At 64.8% G+C, this 26678-nt stretch carries 26 protein-coding genes and 4 pseudogenes; 29 read left to right on the top strand and 1 reads right to left on the bottom strand.

Annotation, left to right across the window (positions count from 1 at the left end):
- Window positions 1-87 precede the first annotated feature (87 nt).
- From LDB29_RS27210 to LDB29_RS27270, 13 genes and pseudogenes are all read left to right on the top strand, one after another.
- Window positions 88-450: pseudogene (locus tag LDB29_RS27210) on the top strand (ArdC-like ssDNA-binding domain-containing protein); the annotation flags it as partial.
- Window positions 451-953: 503 nt separating this feature from the next.
- On the top strand, window positions 954-3005 hold the full coding sequence (locus LDB29_RS27215; protein ID WP_257558685.1) for a reverse transcriptase/maturase family protein: 2052 nt from the start codon (window positions 954-956) through the stop codon (window positions 3003-3005).
- Window positions 2993-3385 carry a zincin-like metallopeptidase domain-containing protein gene (locus tag LDB29_RS27220; RefSeq protein ID WP_257558687.1) on the top strand — a complete coding sequence of 131 codons (393 nt, stop codon included), beginning with the start codon at window positions 2993-2995 and terminating at the stop codon, window positions 3383-3385. Before LDB29_RS27215 ends, LDB29_RS27220 begins: the two co-directional genes overlap by 13 nt.
- A gap of 156 nt (window positions 3386-3541) precedes the next feature.
- Window positions 3542-4888 (top strand): site-specific integrase, encoded by a 1347-nt coding sequence (locus tag LDB29_RS27225; protein WP_257558347.1) that lies wholly within the window; start codon window positions 3542-3544, stop codon window positions 4886-4888.
- Window positions 4885-6672, top strand: coding sequence for a hypothetical protein (locus LDB29_RS27230; RefSeq protein ID WP_257558348.1), 1788 nt, complete (start codon window positions 4885-4887; stop codon window positions 6670-6672). The genes LDB29_RS27225 and LDB29_RS27230 overlap by 4 nt, the downstream gene beginning before the upstream one ends.
- Complete coding sequence (locus LDB29_RS27235; RefSeq protein WP_257558349.1) at window positions 6669-8831, top strand: integrase; 2163 nt, start codon at window positions 6669-6671, stop codon at window positions 8829-8831. The genes LDB29_RS27230 and LDB29_RS27235 overlap by 4 nt, the downstream gene beginning before the upstream one ends.
- 169 nt (window positions 8832-9000) lie before the next feature.
- Window positions 9001-9867 carry an ArdC family protein gene (locus LDB29_RS27240; RefSeq protein ID WP_257558350.1) on the top strand — a complete coding sequence of 289 codons (867 nt, stop codon included), beginning with the start codon at window positions 9001-9003 and terminating at the stop codon, window positions 9865-9867.
- Between the two features lie 375 nt (window positions 9868-10242).
- Window positions 10243-10476 (top strand): annotated as a pseudogene (locus tag LDB29_RS27245) (zincin-like metallopeptidase domain-containing protein); the annotation flags it as partial.
- 43 nt (window positions 10477-10519) lie between these two features.
- Window positions 10520-10786: pseudogene (locus LDB29_RS27250) on the top strand (hypothetical protein); the annotation flags it as partial.
- Window positions 10787-11398: 612 nt separating this feature from the next.
- The gene (locus LDB29_RS27255) at window positions 11399-13321 is read left to right on the top strand and encodes a reverse transcriptase domain-containing protein (protein WP_076709853.1); all 1923 of its coding nucleotides are present in this window, start codon (window positions 11399-11401) and stop codon (window positions 13319-13321) included.
- A 20-nt stretch (window positions 13322-13341) separates the two neighbouring features.
- Window positions 13342-13683, top strand: a pseudogene (locus LDB29_RS27260) (hypothetical protein); the annotation flags it as partial.
- A 42-nt stretch (window positions 13684-13725) separates the two neighbouring features.
- A complete protein-coding gene (locus LDB29_RS27265) occupies window positions 13726-13926 on the top strand; it encodes a hypothetical protein (RefSeq protein WP_030090560.1) in 201 nt (66 codons plus the stop codon).
- Entirely contained in the window at window positions 13926-14426 is a 501-nt protein-coding gene (locus tag LDB29_RS27270) for a thermonuclease family protein (RefSeq protein ID WP_369805560.1), read from the top strand. The genes LDB29_RS27265 and LDB29_RS27270 overlap by 1 nt, the downstream gene beginning before the upstream one ends.
- Before the next feature lie 3 nt (window positions 14427-14429).
- Here LDB29_RS27270 and LDB29_RS27275 read toward each other — a convergent pair whose 3' ends face one another.
- Complete coding sequence (locus LDB29_RS27275; RefSeq protein ID WP_030090562.1) at window positions 14430-14918, bottom strand: hypothetical protein; 489 nt, start codon at window positions 14916-14918, stop codon at window positions 14430-14432.
- Between the two features lie 87 nt (window positions 14919-15005).
- Here LDB29_RS27275 and LDB29_RS27280 point away from each other — a divergent pair, with 87 nt between their 5' ends.
- From LDB29_RS27280 to LDB29_RS27355, 16 genes are all read left to right on the top strand, one after another.
- Complete coding sequence (locus LDB29_RS27280) at window positions 15006-16019, top strand: hypothetical protein (protein WP_257558696.1); 1014 nt, start codon at window positions 15006-15008, stop codon at window positions 16017-16019.
- Window positions 16020-16116: 97 nt separating this feature from the next.
- Entirely contained in the window at window positions 16117-17724 is a 1608-nt protein-coding gene (locus LDB29_RS27285) for a PRTRC system ParB family protein (RefSeq protein WP_369805556.1), read from the top strand.
- A gap of 33 nt (window positions 17725-17757) precedes the next feature.
- Window positions 17758-18189 (top strand): PRTRC system protein E, encoded by a 432-nt coding sequence (locus LDB29_RS27290; RefSeq protein WP_062787879.1) that lies wholly within the window; start codon window positions 17758-17760, stop codon window positions 18187-18189.
- 45 nt (window positions 18190-18234) lie between these two features.
- On the top strand, window positions 18235-18441 hold the full coding sequence (locus LDB29_RS27295) for a PRTRC system protein C (protein ID WP_030090566.1): 207 nt from the start codon (window positions 18235-18237) through the stop codon (window positions 18439-18441).
- A 16-nt stretch (window positions 18442-18457) separates the two neighbouring features.
- Window positions 18458-18667, top strand: a complete 210-nt coding sequence (locus tag LDB29_RS27300) for a hypothetical protein (RefSeq protein ID WP_257558698.1) — start codon at window positions 18458-18460, stop codon at window positions 18665-18667.
- Between the two features lie 43 nt (window positions 18668-18710).
- Complete coding sequence (locus LDB29_RS27305) at window positions 18711-19604, top strand: hypothetical protein (protein ID WP_233423707.1); 894 nt, start codon at window positions 18711-18713, stop codon at window positions 19602-19604.
- A 10-nt stretch (window positions 19605-19614) separates the two neighbouring features.
- Window positions 19615-20445, top strand: a complete 831-nt coding sequence (locus tag LDB29_RS27310; protein WP_030090568.1) for a PRTRC system protein B — start codon at window positions 19615-19617, stop codon at window positions 20443-20445.
- Window positions 20442-21095: a PRTRC system protein A gene (locus tag LDB29_RS27315; RefSeq protein ID WP_150289889.1), complete on the top strand. Its 654-nt coding sequence runs from the start codon at window positions 20442-20444 to the stop codon at window positions 21093-21095. Before LDB29_RS27310 ends, LDB29_RS27315 begins: the two co-directional genes overlap by 4 nt.
- Window positions 21092-21850 (top strand): PRTRC system ThiF family protein, encoded by a 759-nt coding sequence (locus LDB29_RS27320; protein WP_030090570.1) that lies wholly within the window; start codon window positions 21092-21094, stop codon window positions 21848-21850. The genes LDB29_RS27315 and LDB29_RS27320 overlap by 4 nt, the downstream gene beginning before the upstream one ends.
- Before the next feature lie 93 nt (window positions 21851-21943).
- Window positions 21944-22588, top strand: a complete 645-nt coding sequence (locus LDB29_RS27325) for a hypothetical protein (protein ID WP_030090571.1) — start codon at window positions 21944-21946, stop codon at window positions 22586-22588.
- 20 nt (window positions 22589-22608) lie between these two features.
- On the top strand, window positions 22609-23892 hold the full coding sequence (locus LDB29_RS27330) for a hypothetical protein (RefSeq protein ID WP_030090572.1): 1284 nt from the start codon (window positions 22609-22611) through the stop codon (window positions 23890-23892).
- 18 nt (window positions 23893-23910) lie between these two features.
- Window positions 23911-24747 carry a hypothetical protein gene (locus LDB29_RS27335; RefSeq protein ID WP_255326416.1) on the top strand — a complete coding sequence of 279 codons (837 nt, stop codon included), beginning with the start codon at window positions 23911-23913 and terminating at the stop codon, window positions 24745-24747.
- A 56-nt stretch (window positions 24748-24803) separates the two neighbouring features.
- Window positions 24804-25754, top strand: coding sequence for a hypothetical protein (locus tag LDB29_RS27340; protein ID WP_062787876.1), 951 nt, complete (start codon window positions 24804-24806; stop codon window positions 25752-25754).
- Entirely contained in the window at window positions 25751-26101 is a 351-nt protein-coding gene (locus LDB29_RS27345) for a DUF3768 domain-containing protein (protein ID WP_030090586.1), read from the top strand. Before LDB29_RS27340 ends, LDB29_RS27345 begins: the two co-directional genes overlap by 4 nt.
- A gap of 45 nt (window positions 26102-26146) precedes the next feature.
- Entirely contained in the window at window positions 26147-26341 is a 195-nt protein-coding gene (locus LDB29_RS27350; RefSeq protein WP_083216155.1) for a hypothetical protein, read from the top strand.
- The gene (locus tag LDB29_RS27355; RefSeq protein WP_062787874.1) at window positions 26338-26667 is read left to right on the top strand and encodes a hypothetical protein; all 330 of its coding nucleotides are present in this window, start codon (window positions 26338-26340) and stop codon (window positions 26665-26667) included. The genes LDB29_RS27350 and LDB29_RS27355 overlap by 4 nt, the downstream gene beginning before the upstream one ends.
- Window positions 26668-26678 lie beyond the last annotated feature (11 nt).

The following is a 26678-nucleotide window of genomic DNA, read 5'->3' on the forward strand; positions in this document are numbered from 1 at the left end:
TTTGCTTCCCCCTCCCCATCCCGCGCTTCGCCAGCGGGTCAGAGCCGCAGGCCGCAGGCAGCGGCTTCGCCTAAAGGAGTGAGGAAAATGGCCAAGGAAACGAACCGGATCGACATTTATCAGGCCGTCACCGACGACATTCTTGCGATGTTGGAAGCGGGGACAAAGCCTTGGGTGAAGCCGTGGAGCGGTGGGCCGACCATTCCGCTCCGGCACAATGGGGTTGCCTATCGTGGGATCAATGTCCTCAGCCTTTGGGCCAGTGCCATGCGTCAGGGCTTCGCCTCGCCCTATTGGCTGACCTTCAAACAGGCATTGGAGCTTGGCGGCAATGTCAGGAAGGGCAGCAAGGGGACCACCGTTGTCTATGCCAACAAGCTTGTCGTTAAAGACTCCGAAACGGACGACGAGCGCGCCATTCCGTTCCTGAAACGATACACGGTTTTCAATGGTGCGCCGTAAAGGCGGAAGTAAAAAGGAGCTCTACCATGAGTAGATGATCTTGCTGGCTATAGATCATGCCCACTGGACCAACCTTGGCTAGAAATAGCTGAAATCCCGAAAGGGACAGGGGAAAGTAGCATGTTCAGAAAAGGTCCGGAAGCGCCAGAACCATTTGCGGCGTCATGGATCAGGGCAAGACGTGTATGGTGAAAGCTATACTGCCTGAACCCCAGTTTGCAGCGGCTAATAACGGAGCGGTGTCGCAGAATGGTTGACGCGGCACATCGGAGAAATGGAGGAAAGGGCGTTGAGTTCCTCCCGAGCAAGCGGTGATGCCGCGAGCCTGCCAGCTTCTCCGGCGCACCCTCTGTAGGGAGGGGCAAGTGAACGAACGGGGCACCTAACCACGTCGGAACTCCGACTTCCGTAATTACGGGATCGCCTAAACAGGACGGCTTGCCGGACCTGCATGGCGACGGAGCCGCCATAGTACTCAAATGCCCGACGTAATGGTCGGGACAGTCTCCACTCTGATGGGGAACGAGCGCGGCCATAAGTGCGGGGCAACCCGTGTGAAAAGCCTCACCGCTCGGGGGAAGGGCGGCAGCGACTGCGATCAGACAATCTCACGAGGAGGTGTGCTAATGCTGCCAGTTACCATCGAGAGGGCCGTCAGATCACTCCCGACCATCATCAGGTCGGGTCGGCGGGTCAATGGACTCTTCCGCCTCATGAAAAGCCCGCTCCTTTGGGAGCATGCCTATCAGCAGATCGCGCCCAACAAGGGTGCGATGACGCCCGGCGTTGACGGCAAGACACTCGACGGCTTTTCGCCCGAGATGGTCAGGTCGATCATCGACCGGTTGGCGGACGGAAGCTATCGGCCCAAGCCGGTACGTCGGGTGTATATCCCGAAAGCCAACGGCAAGAAACGGCCGCTTGGCGTGCCGACCACGGAGGACAAGCTCGTCCAGGAAGTGGTGCGGACGCTCCTTGAGCAAATCTATGAGCCGCTGTTCTCGCAGCACTCGCATGGATTTAGGAAAGAGCGATCGTGCCATACGGCGTTGGAATCTATCCGCGCCAAATGGACGGGGGTGAAGTGGCTGATCGACGTTGATGTTGTCGGGTTCTTCGACAATATCGATCATGATGTCCTGATCGGTCTGTTGGAGAAGCGGATCGCGGATCGTCGCTTTGTGCGTCTGATCCAAGGCCTGCTCAAGGCAGGTTATATTGAGGACTGGGTCTATCATCGGACCTACAGCGGTACACCGCAAGGCGGGGTCGTTTCCCCGATGTTGGCGAACATCTATCTGCACGAACTTGACATGTTCATGCAGGATAGGATCGCCAGCTTCACCAGAGGCAACAAGCGCGCACCATCGAAAGATGCGAGGCGCTTGGGTCTAAAGGTCTGCTACCTTCGGAAGAAAGTGGATGCGATGCGGGCCGCAGGGTCCGCAGACTCCCAAAAGATCGCCTCCGTGCTGGAGGAGATCGGTCGGCTCAAGGCAGAACGGGCAACCGTTCCGGCCAACGATGCCCTTGATCCCCACTATAGGAGACTACGGTACTGCCGCTATGCTGATGACTTCCTCATCGGCGTGACCGGCAGCAAGGCGGATGCACGCCAGTTGATGGACGAGGTCAGGGTCTTCCTGACCGACACCCTGAAGCTGGAAATGTCTGCCGAGAAAAGTGGAATCCGAAAAGCCACGGACGGGGCGCGGTTCTTAGGATACGAGGTCTGCACCAGCACCAACCGCAATCCGCACAAGGCGATCTTCTATGGTCGATCCACCTTGCGGCGCGGCTTGGCTGACCGGCTGCGGCTCCGAGTGCCAAGGGACCGGGTGGTCCGGTTCGTCAATGATAAGGGCTGGGGCGACTATGAAGCCTTCCGCCCGCGTCATCGGCCCGCGCTGCGCTTCGCAAGCGACGTGGAGATCGTCCTTGCCTACAATGCCGAATGGCGCGGCTTTGCGAACTATTATGCTCTAGCTGACGACGTGAAGCGCAAGTTGAATAAGGCCGGTTACTTCGCCTTGTTCTCCTGCGTCAAAACCATCGCCGCCAAGCATAGGACATCAGCTCGCAGCGTCTTCGCCAGACTGCGGCGTGGGATGGACTTCTTCATCCGCTTCGAGGTGGGAGATGAACCCCGCGCGATCAAGCTATGGCAGTTGAAGGACCTGCGACGACATGTCCGATCGTGGGGCGGGATCGATAATCCCCGCTCCGCCCAGTTCGTGTTCAGCAGAACGGAGCTGGTCGAACGACTCAACGCCCGCCAGTGCGAGCGTTGTGGTCGGGATGACCTTCCCTGTGAGGTCCATCACGTCCGCCGGGTCGCGGAGATGCAATATGCCGGGCTGTCCCGCTACATGCGGTCGGCACGGCAGAGCAAGCGTGCGGTCCTCTGCGTCGCTTGCCACAATAGCATCCACGCCGGTCAACCAACCGACCGCCAACGGCGGATAGCACGCAGTCGTGGAGAGCCGGATGCGCTGAAAGGTGCACGTCCGGTTCGGAGGGGGGCCGAGCAATGTTCTCTCTGAGACTTTGCCGGCCTACCCTACCCGATCAGGTCGAGGGACTGGACGGCAAATATCCCGCGCCCGCCCCGATCATCACCAATCCCGAAACCCGCGATGTTGAACTTGAAGTGATGTTCTCTCGCATCGACGCAACCGTTCGCATTGGCGGATCGCAAGCCTATTATCACACCCGCGACGACTATATCCAAATGCCCGCTTTTGAAGCGTTCCATTCCGCCGACGACTACTATGCCACGCTTGCGCACGAGGCCGTGCATCATGCAGGGCATGAAAGCCGCCTCAACCGGAAAACCTTGATTTCAACGAGCCGCGCCGACTACGCGAGGGACGAACTCGTGGCCTTATCTGGACAGTCTGCGCCGTCCGCAACATTGCAGTAAGGTCGGCGATGGACGCCCACGGTAGGCAGTTATCAGGCTGGCCGTAGCGCTGACCCAAGAGCTGGCGGAGGCCAGCCTGATAGCTGCCGGGCCATAGGGCGCAACGGTGCGAGGTCAGCTTCCGGGTGGGGGGTCCGGGGGGAGGGTTTCGCGCCGGTGTCGATCATTGTCTGCGAGCGCCGCGAGGCCAAGGGTCTCGATGCGCATGTGCCGCTGATCCTGCGCGGTGACGCGCTCTATGATCCCGATCTGGATCGCTTCTTTCTCGACCTGCCGCTGTCGGGGGTCCGCTCGCGGCATTCGCTTCGCGCCTATGCCTATGATGTCGCGGTCTGGCTTCGCTTTCTCGATGCCTGCGGCAAGACCGTGTGGACTGCGACCCGCGACGATGTGGGCGCCTATCATCGTGAGCGACGCCGCGACGAAGCCGATCACCGGATCACGGCGGCAAGCTGGAACCGGGCCGTCGCCAGCCTCGATCGCCTCTACCGCTGGGGCGAGCAGCAAGGGCTGATTGCCGAGGCACCGTTCAGCCGTCGCGCCGTGTGGCGACCGGCGCAGGGTGGCCGTCGTGGCATGATCGCGGCGCGCAACGACGCCTATGAACGTGTCGCCAAGCGGTCGGATGTGCGGTTCGTCACGATGGACGACTACCGCATCTTCCGCGAGGTCGGCCTGCGCGGCCTCACCCCTGACGGCACCGAGCGCCCCGGCGCTCGCGATCGGAACGGGCTGCGCAACGCGCTGTTCGCCGACCTTCTCGTTACCACCGGCCTGCGCCTTGAAGAGGCGTCGGGCCTGCTCGCCGCCGAGCTCGCAGCGATCGACCGCGGCGACGGCGACGCCCAACAGCTTTGGCTGCCTCTCCCACCACCGCTCACCAAGGGCGACCGGGGACGCAGCGTTCTGGTCCCGCGCCGGCTGCTTCGTCAGATTGCCGCCTATGTCGCCGTCGAGCGCGCCGCGGGTGTGGCCAAGTTCGCCGCACGCGGCGGCGCGGCCAGCTTCGAGCGACCGATCCCTGTCACCCGCGCCGGTCTCGACCACATGCGCGATGTCTGCACCCCGGAGGAACGATGCCGCCTGATCCTGTGCAACGAGGATGGAACGCCCCACGAGCCGGCGGCGCTATGGCTGACCGAAGTCGGGCAGCCTGTTCGCCCCAACTCGTGGGAGGTGATCTTCACCCGCGCCTGCAAGCGGTGCGAGGAGAACGGCTTCCCGCTGTCGATCAGTCCGCACCAGCTTCGTCACACCTTCGCAGTCCATATGCTCGCCTTGCTGATCCAGCAGCGGCTGCGCGAAGCGGCATTGCCGGCGGGGCCGGTGGAGAGTTACCGGCTGATCCTGGGCGACCCGCTGCAACAGGTGCAACGCCTGCTCGGTCACGCGAGCCTCACCACCACCTATATCTACCTCGACCATATCGCGACCCGCGCCGATACGGTGGACGCAGCCGTCGAGGAGCTGCTCGCGCTGCTGCCGGGACCGCAGGGCGCATGAGCGGGCGTCCCCGCAAGGGTCGGCCCGTCGCCTTCGCACCGATCGCGCCGGAGCGACCGCAGCCCGATCCGGTGCTCGGCCTCAAGTTCACCATCGAGGCGCGGCATGGCGGGACGGTCCTGATCGATATGACGGGGCTCGATCCTCGCCCACTCGCCATCGCCTTCGCCGGCGCGCTGCGTCGGTCAGCAGCGCTCGGCGGCCCCATCGGTGCGGCCAGCGTCATCAAGCAGTATGTAAATGCTTACCGCCTGTTCTTCGCCTGGCTTGGCGATGAAGCGCTGAACGTGGCTAGCGTCGGCGACCTGCGCGCAGTCCATATCGATGGGTTCGCCTCCGTGCTCGAGCAGCGCGGGATGGGCGCGATCCACCGGCACATAACGGTCGGCAAGATCATCAACACATTGCGCGCGATCGAGGCCGACCGGCCCGATCGGATCGCGCCCGACCTGCATGAGCGGCTGCGCTATACACTGGCTACTTCGGCGGGCCGCTCGACCCCGCGCGATGCTTACAGTCCTTTCGTCGCCCGCGCGCTGCGCGACGCCGCGCGGGCCGATGTCGAAGCGATGTTTCGTCGTCTCGGCGCCGACGACCGGACCGATGGAGGCGACCCTGTAATCGCCAGGGCACGCGCCGATGTCGAAGCGATCATCGCACGCCATGGAGCTATTCTAACCGACCGCGTCGAGGTGCGCCGCCTCTATTTCATGCGCCTGCGGCGCGGCCTGCCGTTCAGCACGCTCATCGACGATCTTCATGGCCGGTATCATCTGCTCGCGCGTGATCTGCCGGCGCTGCTCGTGTTGCTCACGCTCGATACCGGTCTCGAGCCCGAGTGCCTGAAGGCGCTGACCGTGGATTGTCTCACCAACCCCCATGCCGGCACGGTGGAGCTGCGCTATCTGAAGCGCCGCGCCCGCGGTGCCGAGCACAAGAGCATGCGCGTCCGTGACGGCGGTGGCGGCACGCCTGGTGGCCTTATTCGTCGCCTGATCGACGTCACGGCGACCGCCCGCAGGTATCTGACCGACGACTGCCTCTGGGCTTACCATAACGCAGGCGGCCTCCGGACAGGCGTCGCTCACCCCACGGAACGTATCGCTGCCTGGGTGGCGCAGCATGCTATTGTCGACGATGACGGCAAGCCGCTCCACCTGCTGCTCTCCCGGCTGCGCAAGACCCACAAGGCGCTGTGGTACACCAAGACCGAGGGGCATATGGCCCGTTTCGCGGTGGGCCACTCCCGCGAGGTCGCGGCGCGCCACTATGCCGATCTGCCGTCGCTCCGGCCCTTGCACGAGGCTGCCATTGCCGATGCCTTTCGGGAAGCGGTCGCCGCCGCGATGCCGACCGTGCTCCCGCCCACCGCCGAGCAGGCGCTGCGCGCAGCGCCCGAACAGGCCGCGCCGCTGATGCAGCCGGATACGGTGGGTCCGTTGCTCGACGGCGAACAGGATGTCTGGCTCGCCGCCTGCGCAGGCTTCCATAGCAGTCCCTTCGCCGAGCCCGGTTCGCCCTGCGCGCAGCCCTTCTGGGGGTGCCTCGATTGCCCCAACGCCGTCATCACCGCGCGCAAGCTCCCCGCGATCCTCGCCTTCCTCGCGTTCGTCGAAGAGCAGCGTCGGAGCCTGCCGGCGAGCGACTGGGCGGCCAAGTTCGGCCGCGTCCATGCCCGCATCACCGCCCAGGTTCTGCCGGCCTTCTCCGATGCCGTTATCGCCGATGCGCGTCGGCAGATGGCGAGCGAGCGGCTCTATCTGCCGCCGGAGGCACGCGTATGACCACGCCCGCCCATGCCCGCGCACCCGCGTTCGACGATCGGCCCGTGCTGGCGAGCGCGCCGCTCAAGGCAGGCCATGCCCGCGAGGAGCTGTCGCGCGTCGGCGACCCGAGCTGGGATCTCGGTCCCGCCGTATTCCGTGAGAACGCCCGGCGCTGCCACGTCACCGTGCATTTCGACGTGCTCGAACATCCCGACGTGCAGGCGGCGATGCGCGCCTATCTCTACGCCCGCCTCAACGTCGATCTTCCCGGCTACCGTCCCAAGCTGCCGCCGGCGAGCATCCGGCAGGCATTCAACCGCGCACGACGGTTCTTCGCCTTCGCGCGCTTGACGCTCGGACGGCTCGACCTTGGCCGCATCGATCACGCGCTGGTCGATGCTTACGCCCGCCATCTTCGCGACGATCCCGCGCGGCGACCCGTCATAGTCGGCCACCTCCTCGAAGTGGTCTCCGATCTCTATCACTATCGTGACCACCTCGCTGGCGGAGGCCTCGCATTTGAGCCTTGGGGCGGACAGTCGCCCGCCCGCGTTGCAGGCTACCGGCACGTCCGCGAGAACCGGACCCCGCGGTTTCCGGAAGAGGTCATCGCCGCGCTGCTCGCCTGGTCGTTGCGCTACGTCACCGCCTTCGCCGGCGATATTCTCGCGGCCCGCCGTGAGCTTGATCGGCTCGAAGCGCGCCGGGATCGCCTTGTCACCGCCGACGCCGGCCTCCCGGATGCTGATCGCCGGCAACGTCGCCGCACCCGCCTGAAGGCCTATTTCGATCGCCGACGCCGCGAAGGGCGCGGCGCACCGATCTGGGGCACCGCTCATAACGGCAAGCTGCGCGTCGATCCCAACACCGGCACCGTGACCCCACCGATCAACGCCCATCTCCTGCATCTCCATGCCGGGATCGACGTGCAGACCGAGCCAGGCGCGCATCTCATGCTGACCGGCGGTGAAGCGAGGCTGATCGACGCAGTGGCGACCGAGCTGGGGGTGGAGGTCGGCGGCATGGACACGCCGATCTCGATCGACCCCGAGAGCGGTCGGCCATGGCGCGAACGCTTCGACGCGAAGACTCTCGCACATGAGGAACGGATGCTCCAGGCCGCAGCCTACATAGTGTGCGCCTATCTGACCGGCATGCGCGACTGCGAGGTGCAGGCGATGCGCCGCGGTTGCCTCACGATCGCGCGCAGCGAGGACGGCCTGATCGAGCGGCATCGTATCCGATCGACCATCTATAAGCGCCGACGGGCCGTGGGCGAGGCGGCGAGCTGGGTGACGATCGAGCCGGTCGCAGACGCGATCGCGGTGCTCGAACGCCTGTCGGCAGGACCGGCGCGTGCCAGCGGCAGCGATACACTCTGGCCGGTGCTGCGTCCGAGCGCCGTCACCAAGACGCATCTGTCGAGCGAGGTGGTCCGCCAGCTCAACGCCTTCCGCGACCACCTCAACACCGCCTTCGGCAGCCCCGATGCGCCGATCATCCCATCCGGTCCCGATGGCAAGCCATGGCGCATCACGACGCGGCAGTTCCGGCGCACGATCGCGTGGCACATCGCCAACCGTCCGTTCGGCACCGTCGCCGGCATGATCCAGTATAAGCACGCCTCGGTCGCCGCTTTCGAGGGCTATGCCGGCACCAGCGCATCGGGGTTTCGTGCCGAGGTCGAGGCACAGCGCCGGCTCGGTCAGACTGACGATCTGCTGGACTATTTCGACCAGCGGCAGGGCGGCGCATCGCTCGGCGGTCCGGCGGGACCGCGCATCGCGCGGACGCTCGACGATGCCGCCGTCAGACAAGGGCCTTTGCCCGCCATGATCGCCGATCGCGCCCGCCTGCGCGTCATGCTCGCCAGCGTCGCGCGCACCTTCCATGTCGGCCCGCTCGCGGATTGCTTCTTCGATCCCGCGACCGCGCTCTGCCTCAAGCGCGTGACGACCCCCGATCCCGCACAGCCGCTCACCGCCCTGTGCGAGCCGACCCGCTGCCCCAACGCCTGCATTACCGCCCGCCATAGGCCGGCGTGGGAGCGTGCAGCCGCTGATGCCAAGGCGCATTTGCGCGAGCGGCGCATCTCCGATCTCCAGCGTCAGGCGCTCCAGCGCGAGCTCGATCGCCTGACCGCAGTGATTGCCGGGATCGATCCTCCCGCGCCGTAGACCGCCCCGGCTGTTGGCGGATTCCTGCGCCGGTCGGCGCGCCCGCGCAACGGCTTCGCCGTCCTCCGCTTCGCTGCGGCCCTGGCGGGTGCGCGAGCCCCCCTGTGCCCGGCGCGAACGGGCCTCCGCCGCCGGGGATGGTCCCCGGCGCGAGAACGGAGAACAGATCATGCCAGCCTCACCACGTGTCGACGTCTACGCTCGCGTCACCGACGCGATCGTCGCCGTCATCGAAGCCGGCACCGGCACCTGGCGCATGCCGTGGCATCATTCCGGCGCCGACGTCACCCGCCCGACCAACGTCGCCAGCGGCAAGCCCTATCGCGGCATAAATACGGTCTCGCTCTGGGCGGCCGCCTATGGCAGCGGCTATACGAGCGGGGTCTGGGGCACCTATCGCCAGTGGCAGGCGCTCGGCGCGCAGGTCCGCAAGGGCGAACATGCCAGCCTCGGCGTCCTCTGGAAGGAGTTTCGCGCAAAGGGCGGCGAAGCCAGCGACGATGATGGCGACCACCGACGGCTTTTCGCCAAGGCGTTCAGCCTGTTCAACGCCGATCAGGTCGATGGTTATGCGCTCGAACAGGGGCCGGTCCTGCCCGAGAGCGAACGCCTCGCCGCCGCCGAAGCCTTCATCGCCGCACTCGGCATCGATACCGTCTACGGCTCGGCCAGCGCCTATTATCACATCGCCGAAGACCGCATCCACATGCCGGATTTCAGCGCCTTCCACGACGCCCACGGATTCTATGCCACCCATATTCACGAGGCAGCTCATGCCAGCGGCGCAGCCCATCGGCTCGACCGGGATTTCAGCGCCAAGTGGACCAGGCACGCGCTCGCCATGGAGGAAGCGACCGCCGAACTGACCGCATCGTTCCTGCTCGCCGATCTCGGGATCGCGCACGAACCGCGACCCGATCACGCGGCCTACATTGCCTCCTGGCTGCAACTGCTCAAGGACGAGCCTCGGGCGATCTTCACCGCGGCGAGCAAGGCGCAGGCGGCAGCCGACTGGATGCACGCCCAGCAGCCATGATCCAGCGGCGACCAAGGCTGAGCGGCCGATCCCCAGCGGGCTCGGCCGCTTCGTCGCGCGCAGCGATGCGCGGGCTTCGCCCGCTCACCAGCGGACGCCGCTGGCGCGGCGGCGCTGATTATTGGGCCTCCCTCGATGCGGGTCTGGTCGGCGCTCCCTGCTAGGCCCGCCACGGCGCGCCGCAAGCCCGGCTTCGCCGAGCTGCTCCATTTCATTTCGCCCCTCCGGGTGCGGCCCGCCGCTACAGCGGGCCTCTCCGGTCGTTCTCGCCGCCCACCCCCGCTTCGGGGGAGCCATGGGTTTTGGGCAGTGCTGGAGGCACCGATGGTTTTCACCTTCCAACCGCCATTTTTCGCTGGACTGTCAGGATATCGAGCCGAGATCGGAAGCGGCCTGATTTGCGCGCATTTGGATCTGCCGAACGAACTGCACGACAATCATGCGAGCTACGTCGCCCACTGGCTCGGCATTTTGCGCGCGGACAAGACCGCAATCATTCACGCCGCCTCGAAAGCTGAGCAGGCCTTCAACTACCTTCTGGCGTTTGGCGACAGCGACGACACGGCGTCATCGGCCGAGGGGGTCAGGCAGATCCTCGAGGCGGCCTGACCGCCGCTAATCCGAATTTTCCCCGACATCACAGGAGATACCGATGGGCTGGCTCACCATGTCCCGTTTCCACATGGGCGGACACAAGACCGCCAAGGATTATCTGGACGCGCAATTCACCTATAGCCGCGAGGCGGACGGGACGATCAAGGGACTGAAGGTGCTCGCCTCATCCTGCCCCCAGAATCGCACCTATTATGCTGCGGCTCAGGTGATGATCGACGGCGTCGGCAAGGAGGTTTTCGCGATCGTCTGCAAGGTGATGTGGAATCCCAAAAGCAAGTCCGGCGAGCATTTCGGCTACAAGGATAGTGCGCCGTTGCGGCGCTGAAATGGAGTATCAGTGATGATGAGGTAAGTTGAGAATGCCTCTGCTCGCCGGACTAACCTCGGGCCTCACAAGGTCTGAAATCCCGAAAGGGACGGGGAACAATAGCATGTTCGGAAAAGGCCAGATGCGTCTTAGTCGCAAATGGAGGCGATGACGGTCAGGGCAAGGTGCGTATGGTGAAGGCTACACTGCTTAAATCCCAGTCTGCAGCAATCTATATAGCGATACTGGCGAAAGCGACTGTCACGCCAGGTCCGGATGATGACAGCGGTCTCATGTCTTGGCCGCCTGTTTCTCAGCCCATCCGGTGCGCCTCTCGTCGAGGGGTTTAGTGGACGAACGGGACACCTAACCGCGCCGCATCTCCATTCAGCGTAACTACGGGATGCCCTAAACAGGCGGCTTCTGCCGGCCTGCATGGGTACGGAGCCGCCATATTACTCAAATGCCCGGGGTAATGCCCGGGACATCGACCTCTTCGGAGGCGGCGGTGCAACTGTATAAGGTCTCGAGCGATCGGGCCGAAAGCGGGGAAGACCGGGGGAAGGGCGGCAGCTGTGATTCTTCAACCACCGATCATGGGGTGTGCTGATGCTGCCAGAAACTGTGAAAGGCCGGTTGGAGGCCATTCCGGCGCTCGTTGCGTCGGGCAAAAGGGTGAATGGACTCTATCGTCTGATGGGGTCTCGCCTCCTTTGGGAGGAGGGGCTCCAGAAGATCGGATCCAACAAGGGTGCGATGACGCCGGGTATTGACGGCGAGACCTTCGCGGACTTCGGACCGGAAGACCTCGACCCGATTATCGCCAGCGTGACGGCAGGGACCTATGATCCCAAACCAGTGCGTCGGGTGTTTATCCCGAAAGGCAAGGGCAAACGGCGTCCGCTGGGCATTCCCACGCGCGACGACCGCCTCGTTCAGGAAGTGGCGCGGCAACTGCTCGAACGGATCTATGAACCGGTGTTCTCGAACGCCTCCCATGGATTCCGGCCGGGCCGGTCGTGTCATACGGCGCTTGAACACGTCAAAGCCGTATGGACGGGGGTGAAATGGCTCGTAGATGTGGATGTCGCGGGGTTCTTCGAGAACATCGACCACGACATCCTCCTGCGGCTGTTGCGGAAAAGGATCGATGACGAGAAATTCATCGGCTTGATCGGCAGCATGCTTAAGGCGGGTGTTATGGAAGACCGGGTTCACACCCGGACCTACAGCGGCACTCCGCAGGGCGGTATCGTCTCTCCAATCTTGGCCAACATCTACCTCCATGAACTCGATATGTTCATGGCGGAACGGATCGCGGCTTTCGAGAGGGGGAAGGTCCGTGCCACGAACCCGGAATATGGGCGACTGGCTGGGCGCATCCAGAAACAACGGAAGCGCGTCACCATGCTGCGGGCCAAAGACAATGTCGACGAGGTGAAGGTTGCGGCCTCCTTGGCCAAAATCCAAACCTTACTGCCGCAAAAGCGGTCCATCCCGTCGAGAGACGCGATGGACCCCGGTTATCGCCGACTTCGTTACTGTCGCTACGCGGACGACTTCATGATTGGGGTTATCGGTAGCAAGGAGGATGCACGAAGCGTGTTCGCCGAAGTCAGGGCATTCCTGACCGAGGCGCTGGCGCTCACGGTGTCCGAGGAGAAAAGCGGTATCCGCAAGGCGAGCGATGGAGCCGCCTTCCTTGGATATGAGGTCCGCACATATACGACACGCCAACGGGTTGTCCGGAGCCGACAAGGTTCCGTCAGCTTCCTTCGTAGGCCGCCGTCGGAAGTGATGCAGCTGCATGTCCCTTGGGAGAAGGTCCACGCGTTCGCTTCTGCAAAAGGTTATGGTGATCTGTCGGTGTTGAAGCCGCGTCATCGTAGCCTGCTGCTCAGCTGCAGCGACGTTGAGATCGTCCTAGCTTACAACGCCGAATTGCGGGGTTTTGCGAACTACTATGCTCTCGCCAAGGATGTGAGCTTCAAGCTGAACAGGCTTGAGTTTCTCCAGCGGTGGAGCTTGTTCAAGACCTTGGCCAGCAAGCACAAAACCAATGTGCGAGCGGTCGTGGCCCGCATGAGGACGGGGCAGGAATTCACCATCGGCTACGACGTCGATGGCCAGCCCCGATCGGTCAAAGTCTGGAAACTGGCTCATCTGAAACGTGATCCGGCCACCTCGTCCAGGATTGATATCCAGCCTTGGACGCAGGTGTTCACCCACTCACGTACGGACTGGGTTGATCGTCAGAATGCCAAGCAATGCGAGGCTTGCGGTCGATCCGATGTTCCGTGTCACGTGCACCATATCCGGGGGATGGCCGATGTTTCGCACCGCGGTTTTGTCGTGAGAATGAAGGTGGCACGCGCCCGCAGGACGGTGGTCCTGTGCGAGCAATGCCACTGGGATACTCACAGAGGCCGCCTGCCCGATCTACGGCAAAGTGATGGTTCGTCACAGTGGAGAGCCGCATGCGGTGAAAGCTGCACGTGCGGTTCGGCGGGGGGATCAGGGCTGACTCCATGAGCAGCACCAATCCTACCCGACTGGACGAATCTGTCGGCCCCTATGAGGATAGCTGTCCCCGCCACATTCTCGACCTTCTGACCCCGACCGACCGGGAGCACGCCCTCGACTGGCGCGCGCGGTGCCGTGCCAACCTGGCCCGCCGATCGCGCAAGATCGAGGACGGCGACCGGATCAAACTGGCCCAGGCGCTGACCTTCTCCGATGGTCATGTGGGTGACGAATTTATCGTCGTGAAGCGCGGCCGCCGCCTGAGTTTCCGCGATCCCGCGACTCGCTGCGGCTATGCGATCAGCCGGTTCATGGAGCGCGACTGGACGATCCTGCCGGTCACTAAGGTTCACAAGACGATCTTTGCATGAGTGCGTCAGCCAGTATCATTCCCGCAGCAGGGAGAAGCCATCATGTTTGCCGCGTGTCTTGAATTGTCGCCCAAGCGTCTGCAGCTTTGCAGCCGCGAGAACGCCAATCGCGTCGCAGGTCGCCTATTCGACGAGCGGCCGGGTAGGCTGTCGATCGTCCGCACTGGCGATCCGCTGCAACCATTCCGGGTCTGCACGACGCCGGCGGCCGATGATCATGTCGAGGTGGAGATGACATTTTGATCCGGATCGCGGCGGCCATCATCCTCGCGGGCGGAGCCGCTCTCACATCGCCCTCATGGTCTCAGAGTTTCGACGCGAAGGCGCGGGCGCTCGATGGCGATACCGTGGCCGTCGATTTCCGGTTGCTTGGGGTCGACGCATTCGAGCGCGGGCAGCTCTGTCGGCGCGCCTCGGGATGTTGGCAGTGTGGGAAGGCCGCACAGGATTTCGCCGCGAACGCCCTGCGCTCCAAGGCCGCGACGATCCGGCTCGTGTCTTCGTCTTCTTATGGCCGCCCCGTTGCGGTCGTTACAGTCGACGGCGCGGATTTGGGAGAGCGTCTTATCCGCGCGGGTCTCGCGACCCCGCAGGCGAGTTATCTCAGAGACGATCCCGCTCGCCTGCGCGCATATAATGCGGCCTTCGCTTCGGCCAGGAGGCAAAGGGCAGGGGCCTTTGCCGGAGACTGGATCGAACCGTCGCGCTGGCGGCACGGGAACCGCCTGAGCTGCGAGCGCTGATGGTCAGGCCGACAAAGTCGGGTCGGCCCACCAAGATGGTCCCTGCTCGAAATTTCCGTCCATCCTGACCAACGGCCCATCGGGCGCGTCGGCCACATAGGGGTTCACGAGCGGCATCACCGTCTCCTTCAGGCGCTTCTGTTCGCCTGCGATGCGCCCGCGCCGCTCCAGCAGATCCTCCAGCCATTCAAGATCGTCGAGCATCGACACCACGCCGCGGCCGGCGAGGCAGAAATAGATGCAGCGCTGAAAATCGTCGGCACCATCATTGCCCAGGATCTCCGCCAGCTTCAGCTTGCCCGCCGAAACCCCTTCATGCACCCAGCTTACCGCCTCGCGCAGCTCCCGCACCGAATAGTAGGCGTCCTCGACATGAATGCCGATCGCCGCATTGGCGATCATCCGACGGGTCGGCCGGTTCTCCATATCCAGCGCCGCATCCCGCAGCGTTATGTCGAGATCGAACAGGTGTCGGATGCTGGGCGTCGTCATGGCAAATCTCCTACTCATTAGAACGTAACGTGAACATGCGCGACCGTCAATTGTCCGCGTGCTTCCGTTGCGAGCGGAGCGCGCATCATGCCCATCAACGTCATCGTCGGCCTTCCGCACCTGAACGATGGGCCGATCCTTCAGCGGGCACGCGCGCTTGGCCGGACCGCGCTCATCTCGGCGAACGCGCTTTCACGTTGGTCCGAAAAGCGCGGCTGGCGGGAATGGACCGGATGGCGCCTGGGGCAACTCCAGAATGCACGGGGTTTGTCCGGCCTCTGCCTGGACTCCGCAGGCTTCGTCGCGACTGCGCGCTATGGTGGCTTCCCGTGGTCCCTGTCGGACTATGTATCGCTCGCGGCGGCCTATCCATTCCAATGGTGGGCAAGTGCCGATTACTGCGTCGAGGCTGAGATCGCGCGAGATCGCGACGAAGTCTTCGACCGCCTGTCGCGCACCATCCGCGCCAATCGCGACTGCCGCATCCTGGGCGAGGATGCCGGAATAGCCGACAGACTGATGCCTGTGATCCAGGGCCGGCGACCATCCGACTATGAGCGCTGTGTCGATGCGCTCTGGGGTTCGCTCCGCCCCGGCGCATTGATCGGTGTCGGAAGCATGTGCCGGCGCGATATTCACGGACCGGAAGGCCTGATCGCGGTCATCGACCATCTCGATCAGATTCTTCCGGCCGGTGTTCTGCTCCACGCATTCGGCGTCAAGGGCACGGCACTGCCCTTCCTTCTGCCTTTCGCACACCGGGTCGCGTCGATCGACAGCCAGGCCTATGGCGTCGGTGCGCGTCGGGCAGCCCTGAAGGCGGGGATCTCCAAGACCGATCGCGTCGTGGCCGATTACATGGAGCAATGGCTCGCCGGTCAGTACCACCGACTAACCGAGCGGCCGCGCCGCCTTCCGCAGCAACGGCCTACTGACGCAGATCCTCCGCCGATCGATCCCTGGGAGGCCGCAATCGCGCAGGCCCGTACCGAAATCCGCGATCTCATCGAGTCCGGCGATCTTGATCATGATGAGATGTTCGAGCCGTGGCTAGAGCAATGGGCGGCCGACATCTTCCATGACCAGACGGCGGAGCGGTGAAAGGGGAGGGGGAGTGGAAGGGTGAGCATCAGGCTCACCGAAAGGGTGCGCGTCGCGAGCAAGCGCGTGCACCGCCATTCTCACTAGGAGAACCGCCTTGACCGCATCGCACCCTGTCGGGACCGCCATGGTCCCGCTCGCCCGGATTGCCGTGGGCTATAATCCGCGCCGCTATTTCGACCGGAAGAAGCATGACGAACTCGTCGCCTCCCTGCGTTTGCGAGGCATGCTGCAGCCGATGCTGGTTCGGCCCGCTGCCGACCTGCCGGAGCATTTCACGATCGTCGCGGGCGGTCGCCGCTACCGGGCCGCAATGGAAGCCTTCGGCGAAAACGCCGAGGTGCCGGTCCTGATCCGGGAGATGACCGACCAGGAGGCGCTCGACGCGGCGATTGCCGAAAACGACGATCGCGATGATCCTTCCGAGACCGAGCAGGCGGACGCGGCCGTTCGCTATCTCGCGGCGTGCCAAGGCGACCGGGCTGAAGCTGCACGGCGGCTTGGCTGGTCCCGCGCAAAGCTGGACCGCCGGCTCGCGCTCGCCGACCTTTCCGAGACCGTCAAAACCGCGCTCGACGAGCGCCGGATCAAGGTCGGACACGCCGAATTGCTCGCCGCCGTTCCCGCCGACAAGCAGGACAAGGCGCTCGAGACGATCATCGCGGCCGGCCTTGACATCGCAAAGACCCGCGATCTTCTCATGAAGGTCACGCAGCGCCTCGCCGATGCCCTGTTCGACAAAACGGAATGCACCACCTGTCCGTTCAATTCAGGGACGCAGCGCGCCCTGTTCGACACCCATGTCGACGATGGCCACTGCACCAACGCTACCTGCTTCCAGCTAAAGACCGAGGCGGTCGAAGCTGCACGCCGTGATGCGGAGGCGGCCGCCGAGGCCGAGGACGCCGCCGCAGCGATCGAACACGATGACGCTCTCGCCGACGATGGCGACGAAAACGAGGACGGCGGTGAGATCGGCGGTCTGACCGATGACGCAGCGCCTTCAGCACCTCTGGTCGGTCGCGGAACCGTCGTGCGCAAGGTTTCCACCAGCACCGGGCCCAGTGTTACCGCAAAGTCCATCGCAGGCCGCACGACCGACCTGCGGGAGGCGACATGGCGCACGGCGCTCGCCCGCGGGCTGGCCGACGATCCTTTGAACGCCCAGGCGGCGATCCTCGTGGCAGCGCTGACCGGCACGCTTTCGCACATCAAGTCAGGCACTTTGACCTCGCGCGCTGCACTGCTGGTCGACGCCGCGTTCCCCGATCGCGGTTTCAAGGAAAAGATCGCAGAGATCCGCGAGCTATCGGAGGTTCAGGCCACCACGGTGCTGGCTGCGATCGGGGCAGCATATGCCCGGGACGTCCAGTCGTTCGCGCACGTCGCCGATCTCGCCGGCGCCTTCGGCATCGACATCCGGACAGTCTGGCAGGTCGATCGCGCTTTTCTCGAACGATACACGAAGGACGAGCTCAAGTTCATTGCCGCCGAGAGCGGCCTGGTCGCGCACATGGGCGAGAAGGCATTCGCAAAGTTGCTCGGCGCCAAGAAGGGCGACCTGATCTCCGGCATGTTGAATGCTGTCGGGTTCGATTGGGCTGGCCGGGTGCCAAGCGCGATGGCCCTCGATGGCCGCTATGCGCCGCCCAATTCGCTTCCGCCCGCCAAGGCCGACGAGGTTGTCACCGAACTGGCCGCCTGACCTCGCCCAACTTTCCAATCAAGGAATCCCACAATGCTGATCACCAATCTTCTGCCCATGCTGGGCAACTATTCGCTCGCCTTCGATCTTGTCGCCGGCGATGACGGTGTCGTTACCCTCATCATCATTCCCCGCGTCGCCGAAGGCAAAACGCACAAGGCCGAGGCCGGCGAGCTGCGTCCGATCTCGATCACAGCGACGGCCGCCGAGATCGATGCAGAGCTTGCGAAGGGCGCCGAGGGGGCGCTCGGTGGGCTGATTGCCACACGCATGGCGCTTGCCGATCAGATCGCGACCCAGCGGGACGCGGCCGAGGCCGCGCGCGCGGCGTCTGCGGAGGCGGCGAAGGCAAAGGCGGCATCGGCACCCGCCAAGCCGGTAGTCGCAGCGAGCACGCCGGCCGCGCCAGCGGCGGGCGCCCTGCCGGCCGATGCAAAATCGGAGGAGCCCGCCAGCCTCTGGTGATCGGAAGCAACCGACACCCTTTGCAATTCCAACAAGGACATTCCGATGCAGATCGACCATCTTGCCCGCGTCTACCGCTATGACGGTATCGACCTCCCGCAGCCGCCGCACCTTGCCAATGACCCGCAGGGGCTGCGCGCCTACCACGCCACCCTCTACCCGGCGATCCTCAATGCCGACCTGGTCGATGCCGGGGTTACTGGCGGTGTCCACGTCACCGAATATCGCCGAGCTGTCGGCACCAAGGGCTGACATGGCGCGCGTTCAAATGGCGGCCATCCCCGCCGCACCGCGCTGCACGCTGCTCCATTGGATCGAGAACGACCATGGCAACACTTCCGAACTCTCCCGGCCTGCCTGCAGCAAACAAGCCCAGGCCCTCCATGCGAAGATCATCCTCGACGCGGGCACGCGCGAGGATGGTCCTGCCGATCCTATCCCGCCACCCACAGGACTCTCCCTTCCTCCGCTCGGCTGATCTGGCAGGACGGACCGTCCATATCTCCCCTGATATTCCGGTGATGTTCGATCGACCTTTGGCGGCCCACCATAAGCTCGTCGGCAGTTGGGTCGCCTCGAAAGAGCAGGAGACAGTGCACCGCACGCGCCCTGAGGCGCGCCGACATATCGAACGGGTCTTCCAGACCGAGGTCCTCGAAAGCTTGCGGAGCTGCACGATCGCGGACCTGCGCGTCGTCGTGCTCAACGGCGAATCCTGCGGGGCGCCGGCGGTCGCGATCGTCTGCGACAGTGTCGGGCAGCTCGATCTCGGATGGATCGAGGACAGCAAGCGGCCGATCCCGTGGCGCGCGGCTGCGTATCGGGTGCTCGAGCGCACGCTCGGAAGTGCTCTCCCGATCTTCTGCTACGATGACCTCTTCGACAACATCTCGATGTACTATTGGGACGGCGAGACCGAGGACGCCGCTGCGCGCGAGGCCCTCGTTGCGCTCCATGGGGCTGACGACAGCGAGATCGCGGCCCAGACCATGCCGTCCGAAATGAACGCCAGGCGGCCAGAATGGATGCTCGCCGCGAGGGCAGCGCCCACGTCGAAGTTACCGACTGCCCTTCGTCGGGCTCTGCGCGAATTGCGGGATGCCCACGCGGCGCTCACCAATTTGCCTGACGAACATCACGCCTGGCGCCTCGAGATGGATGTTCTCTACGAATATGTCCCCGGTATCGAGGAATGTTCGCCGCTTCCGCCGCTGACACTCGTTCCCGTCGAACAGTTCGCGGTCGAGGTCGACGACGTCGGGCGTCACGGCATGGAATATGGTTTCATGGACGTGACGGGCCTTTGCCCAATGACGCACTCCACCGCGATCGATGTCTGGCATGCGTCACTCGCCGCCGGCGCGCGGCTGCTGCGGGCCGCCAAACATCTCATCGAACTCTATCCTCCCGAATAACGAGGCCGACATGACTGACCATTGCGTGCAGTTCGAGCGAACCGCAGGCGGCATGATGCTGACCAACGCCATCCTGCTCTACAGAAGCGACGGGGCTCGCGGCCTCGGCTCGCATCTTACCCCTGGCGAAGATGCCGAGGCATTCGCCAGCATCCATCAGATCGAGCACGACGCTATCGGCGCGCCGACCATCGCCGCTGGAACGCCTTTGACCCGGGCGCATCTGCGGCATTGGTCGCAGGCGCTCGGCCGCGTCGCCCCGCCGCAAATTCTCCCCGAAACGGTGCTTGTCGCCCATCCCGACCTGCTGGTCTGGTGGGTGCCCGCACAGGTGAGGACGGCCTATTTCGACCTCTCGGCGAAACTGGCTGGACTGCGTGCGCTTGGCGGCCGCGCGATCGTCCCGGTTGCCTATCCGGCACACGTCCTTGTCGCCACACGGCGCCGGCTTGGAGTCTTTGCGCTTGAGCGGAACGAGCGGCCCGCGGCCGAAACCGCCTTGCTTCATTCGCCGATCCTCAACGTCTTCCTCAACGGTTCCCTCTGCTGGGGTAACATTCCGAAGCCGACATCGCTGGATGTGTCCGCCATTCCCGAGTTCGAGCGCGCGCTTTTCGACTCCTGGTCGACCCATCCGAATCCGGGTCAGGAGCTGACGATCACGGGGAAGGGCGGTCTCGTGCGTCTCTGGGACACCCTCGCAGCGACCCGCGCGACCCGCTTCCCGGTCAAACGCTTGAGGCCGTTCCTCGGAGATCGTCGCCAGACCGCCCCGCGAGGCGCCGCCAAGGCCGACCCAGTGACGCTCGGCGACCTCATCTACGGAAGGTCCGGCCGATGACTGCCCTCGCCGAAGACCCGACCGCCGCCGCGGTACTGGCGGAGGCGCCTTGCTATCCCGTGCCGCCGGATGGGCGATCACCCGCGATCGAGGCCGTTCGCGAAGCCCGAGCAGGCAGCTGCCTCGCAATCGGCCGCGATGGTGTCTGCCTGATCTTGCGCCGGGCCTGGCTGGCTCTGGATCTGCCCGTGACACCGCCGATCCCGGCCTACCTGCCCTACGGGAGCATTGGAGTTCGCCGCGCGGACCTGCGTTGCGGCTTGATACCGGCGGAGCTGCTGCGGCAAGTCCTCGAGCACTTTCGCGCCGCGCTGCCCAACGAGGCCGCCGCCTTCATCCTCTGGGATGAGGCTAATCGGCGATTCTGGGTCGACTTCCCCCAGATCGACCGCGCGACGCCGTCACACCTCACTTATCGTCCGCCTGCGCTGCCGCCGCACCATCACCTCATCTGCGACATTCACAGCCATGGGCACGGCGCGGCCTTCTTCAGCGCAACCGACGACGCGGACGACGCGCACGCGACCAAGATCGCCCTGGTTGTCGGACGTCTGGGTCATACGGACGGCCCCGCATTTGCCTCGCGACTGTGCGCCGCAGGGATGTTCCTCCCGCTGCCGCGAAGCCCTTTTTTCAGGAGACGATCATGACCTCTGAGACGCCCCTTCGCCACTATCTGCCTGCGGCGCTCGGCAACCGCGCGATCAAAATCGTGCTTGTGGGATGCGGCGGCAACGGCGCGCAGATGCTGATGGGGCTCGCCTCGCTGGATACGGCGCTGCGGGCGATTTCGTCGCGTTCGCTCGATGTAACCGTCGTCGACGACGATATCGTCAGCGAGGCCAATCTTGGCCGGCAGCCCTTCTTCAGGTGCGACATCGGCAACTCGAAGGCCCGGACGTTAACCGAGCGGATCAATCTCGCCCACGGTCTGGCCTGGACGGCGGTGCATGGCCGGGCACCCGAGGCCGCGAAGCTCGACGGCACCGACATCGTCATCACTTGTGTCGATACCGCATCGGCGCGCCGGAGCGTCGGTGCGGCCATCGCCTCGGCCAGGAATGCGCCGGCCTATTGGCTGGATCTCGGCAACCGCGCTGGCGACGGGCAATATATCATCGGTTGCCCGAACGCTGAGCCCGAGGCCGGGCACCAGATCCTCCCGACAGTCCTCGAATATTTCCCCGAGGTCGCGAACGAGAGCCTGCCTGACGACGACGCGCCGTCGTGCTCGATGGCCGAAGCCCTCGAGCGCCAGTCGCTTTTCGTGAACCGGGTGGTGGCGAGCCACGCGCTGGCCCTTCTCTTCGATCTCGTTGGCCGCGGATCGATCGGCCACGCGGGCGCGTTCATCAATATCGCCACCGGGCAGGCCGTGCCGATCCCGCTACCGATCGCTGCTTGAATCTTCGGTCGAGCCCGAGGCCGGCCACGGGAGAAAGGGGAGGGGGAGAGGGCCGTTTGAGCGGATTTTCGCTCAAGACCGGAGGGCCATCCCATGACTTACGACGTCGCCATGCGCCACCAGCAGGCGCTCGACCCCAGCGCGCTGATCACCGTCGGCACCACCCTCCACGCGATCGGAGCCGCGATCAAGGATTGCCGCAACGCCGGCAAAGACGCCGAAACCGATCCCGCCGTGATCCTGCTCGTTCGCCACCTCAGCGCAGTGTGCGAAGATCGTCCGTCCAATCTCGAGCTTCGGCGCACCTGCATGGACCAGATCGCCGAAATCCGCCGAACGCCGGTCCTGCGCAACCTCGCCTATCGGGGCGTGAGCCATGACGAGGCCGCCAAGCGGCTCTTCCATTCGGAGGGCCGCACCGCAATGCGGCGCCTCGCCGACGCGCTGGGCCTATGCGACGGAACCTATGACATCCGCTCCAGCAAGGGCGGCCCTGCGGTTTCCGGCGAAATCACGCTCCATGGCGAGGAAGCATGGGTGCAGCTCTCGCTTGGCTGTTCGGGCCCGGGCCGGGAAGTCCTCTATCGCCGGGTTCGTGGCCGCGATGATCACTGCGGCGCGCGCAATCACTGGGCATCGGTCAATGATCTCATGGCGCCCGACCGTTTCGCCGACCGTCTGCGGCGCGACCTTCGTCTCACGCCGCCGGTCGAACAGCCGATGCGCCTCTTCGCCTGATCTCGACCGAGGCCGACCACATGATCCATGTCGAAAAAATCCCGCAGTTCGACCCCTGTTCGACTGCCACCTGGCTGGCCCGGGGCCGCGCACCGGAACATGCCGAAGCGATCGCGAAAGCCTGGCGCGACTTTCCGGACCTGGCGCCGACGGCTTCACCTGAAGATCGCATGGCGCGCACCCGCGCGCGCGTCCAGGCGATGAAGCCCGTCAACGACGCGATTGCCGCGCATAGCGAGGCCGAGCGCCAGGCGCGCAATTTCAGCTTCACCGAGGAGCGCGCCGTCTCAGGACGCGGTGATGAGCGCGATGCGGCGATCCTGCGTGGACGCGATCGTTATGGTTATGACTGGAATCTCGCGATCCGCTATGCCGATGGCTGGTACGCGGCCCATGTAGGTTGGAACCATTGTTCGCCGTCCAAGGCCGCAGAACGCCCGGCCTATGACTGCGGGTTCGCCGACGGCGGCGGCGACGTTGACGATCTCTTCGACGCGGCGCGCCGGGCCAATCGCGCTGCCGAACGAGCGCCCATCTCGATGCAGTCGCGGGGTGCGGTGCGATCGCTACCCTCGGACTGGCCGAAACCCAGCGACCGGCCCCGACCGACACCATGGTCGCGGCGGGTTATCATCCTGGGCGATCATCCGGCGGCGGCGCTCGGCCGAGGCGATATTTTGGAGCGCTATCGTAAGACAGGCGGCCGCTGCGGCGGTCACGCCATCATTCTCACCGCCACCAAGGGCTTCATATCCGGTGTGACCGCGCAGCCCGAGGCCGAGGAACTGACGGCGGAGCGGGCCGACGAGCTCATTGCCAGTCCCGAGCAGGAGGACCGGCTTCGCGCGCTCCTCGCCGGCATCGACATCGAGGATATCCTTGTCGCGCTGCACGGCGAATATCTGCGGGTTCTCGATACCCATTCGGCCGCATTGCCAACCTGTCGGAATCGCGAACGCACGCGCAACACGCCGCTGCAGGTCAAGGCGCACGCGAAACTCTGGATGGATCGAGGCCGCGAGGCCGGGAGCAATGTCGGCGCTGGCCACATCCGTTGGTCCAAGGCGACCAAGGGCCTGACTGCGAAGCTAGGCGAGCTGACGGCGCGCTATCAGGGGCCGGCGCCCGGCAAGGGGCATCTCGTCTCGATCGAACAGGACGGCACCCTCGCGCACGGCTTCATCGACCCCGGCGGGAAACCCCTCGCGCCGACGCTCATCGTCGGCAGCAAGGCCCGGTTGCGCGACGAGATGGCACGCGCGCTCCGCCTGTTCGGCGGGGCGACGAGATTTGCCGCCCGCTAACATTCGAGGATCCAAAACATGGAAACGAGCCGCAGCCAGCGCTGGCGCGAGCGCCGGGCGCTCTGGGCCCGCGATCTCACGGTCATCGATCCCAAATCCTATTCCGTCGAGATCATCGGACACGATGCCGCGCGCGCTTTCATTGCCCGCCATCATTATCTGCCGACCTATCCTGCGGCGCAGCTCGCGGTCGGGCTCTATGGCGCCGGGGCAGTCCTGGAAGGCGTCGCCGTCTTCGCCGTTCCGGCCACCGGAGCCGTAATCACGCGGCACACCGGCTTTGCCGATCCGCTACGCGGCTGCGTGCTCGCCCGCCTGATCCTGACAGACGCCGTGCCCCAGAACGGGGAGAGCTTCTTCGTCGCGCGGGCCTTTCGCCATCTGCGCCGCGAGAAGCCCGGAATCGAGGCCGTGGTTTCGTACAGCGACCCAAGCGCCGGACATATAGGCCGCGTCTATTGCGCGCTCTCGGCGGCGCACCGCGCCATTACGAGGCCGCGAACCGTCCTGCGCGCCGGCGACACAACGATCGCGGGGCGCACGCTCTCGAAGATCCGCCTTGGCGAGCGAGGCCATGCCGGCGCCATCGATCAGTTCGTTTCGCTTGGCCTGCCCAGGCCGGAGTTCGGGGAGATGCCTGCGACATGGCTTTGGCGGGTGCAACGCGAACGCCATCTCGTGCGCCATCAGCAGCCGGGTCTCTACGCCTATTGCTTCGAGCTCACCCGCGAAGCCCGCCGGCACGGCCGCGCACTGCCGCGACTTCCCTATCCAAAGGCCCTGCCGTTGGCGCACCCCACCTTTCAGTTCGATCTTCGCATCGAGGCCGAGAACCGCACAGCCGGCCGAGAATGAGGGGAGGGGGATCTTGAGGGTTGCGGCGATGGGCCGCGATCGAGGCCGAGAACTCCATGCACATCCCAAGCAACAGACGAGCGGTCGATACCATTCTGGTCGCCGCCCCGCCGCCCGTGGTCCTGGCCTATGGGATCGGTGTCGATTCCACGGCGCTGCTGATCGAACTCGAGGCGCGCGGCGAGGCGCCAGACCTGGTGCTGAGCGCCGATCCGGGCGCGGAGAAGCCCGAGACCTACGAATATCAGCGGATGATCGCCGCGTGGATGCACGCGCGCGGGATTCCCTATGAGATCGTCCGCTACGTGCCCAGGCGCTTCAAGCACTGGCCGCCCTATTATTCGATCCTCGCCAATGTCCTGACCAATGCGACTTTGCCGAGCATCAGCCTGGGACGGCATAGTTGCAGCCTCAAATGGAAGGTGGCGCCGCAAGACGCTTTCCTGAAGCAATGGGCACCGGCTCGCGCCGCATGGGCGAATGGGCAGAAGGTCGAGCGGCTGATCGGCTACGACACGTCGCCCTCCGATTCCCGGCGTCATGCCCATGCTGCCGGGCTGGACGATCCGCTGTTCCAGTGCCGCTATCCGCTGCGCGAATGGAACTGGACGCGCGATCGCTGCATCGCCCGGATCGAGGCCGCCGGTCTCCCGGTGCCGCCCAAGTCGAGCTGCTTCTTCTGCGGCGCCATCCGGCCCGATGAAGTACGCGCCCTGCCGGCGTGGTGCCTTCGCTTGATTGTCCTGATTGAGGCCCGCGCCGAACCGCGCCTGCGCACCGTCGAGGGATTGTGGCGCCGATCGACCAGGACCCGGCCCGGCAGGATCACCGATTTCATCCGCGCCGAGCGGCTGCTCCCCGAGGCCGAGATCGACGCGATCCGTCGCGATGCGCCGACCGATCTCATCCGTTTCCAGGACGCCGCCAGCATCGTGCCGATCGCCGAGCGGCCGACGATGGAAGAATGGATCGCGAGTTTCAACGCCGGCTTGATGGAGGCAGCATGACCAGCACCATATCCCGGATCGCCGAGCTCAATGACCGCGTGCGGCTCGGCCTCGATCGAAACGCGCGGATCGTGATGACGGCGACCTGTCTCGCCACATTGGCAGGCGGCGACCGCATCGTCAGCGAAGCCGTCGCCCAGGCCGCGGTACTCGCGGCCGTCCGGCGCTACGAATTCAAGCCTGATGACGGCCCGGAACGCAACTACGGGCAGTTCGAGCTCGAGGGTCACATCGTCTGCTTTCGCATCGATTATTACGATCCCTCGCTCGAATGGGGCTCGGAAGATCCTGCCGACGCCGCGGTGACCGTCCGTGTCCTGACGATCATGCTCCCCTGCGACGATTGAGCCGATCAGTCGCCTCGCCAATTTCCAACCAAAATGGAGGTAATCTTGCGCCGCATCACACCCGCGACGTCCGAGGACGGACAAGCCATTGCGATTGCCGTTGAACGCCTGCGCGAAGCCCGTAACCTGCTGCGCAGGGCGGGCGCGCGCCGCGCGGCATCGGCAGCAGGTCAGGCCATCAACAGCGCCGAAGGCGCCGCGCGGCACGTCGCGCACAGAATGCGGAGGACACACGCATGAGCAGGCACATTCTCCCGCCCAAGGCCGGCCATCCCGACGTCATCTGCGCGGCGGTAGGCTGGGACCGACCGCTCCAGACCTATTATGCTCAGGTGTGCTTTCGCACCGATGATGAGCCCGATGAAGGGGAAGCGCTGATCTGGCGGGGCACGGAACCGGGCGAGCTTCCCACGCCCGAGGCCGCGATCGCCGTTATCACGCCCTATGCGGAAATCCCGCCGAGGCTTGCCGAACAGCTCCTCGCCGACATGACCGCGACGATCGGCGAGAAGGATGGCCGGCACCAGGCCGAGGTCAAGCGGCGGCTGTTCGGCTCGATTCATTAGGATCGGGCCGT

Source organism: Sphingobium sp. CFD-2 (assembly GCF_024611135.1).
GTDB lineage: Bacteria > Pseudomonadota > Alphaproteobacteria > Sphingomonadales > Sphingomonadaceae > Sphingobium > Sphingobium fuliginis.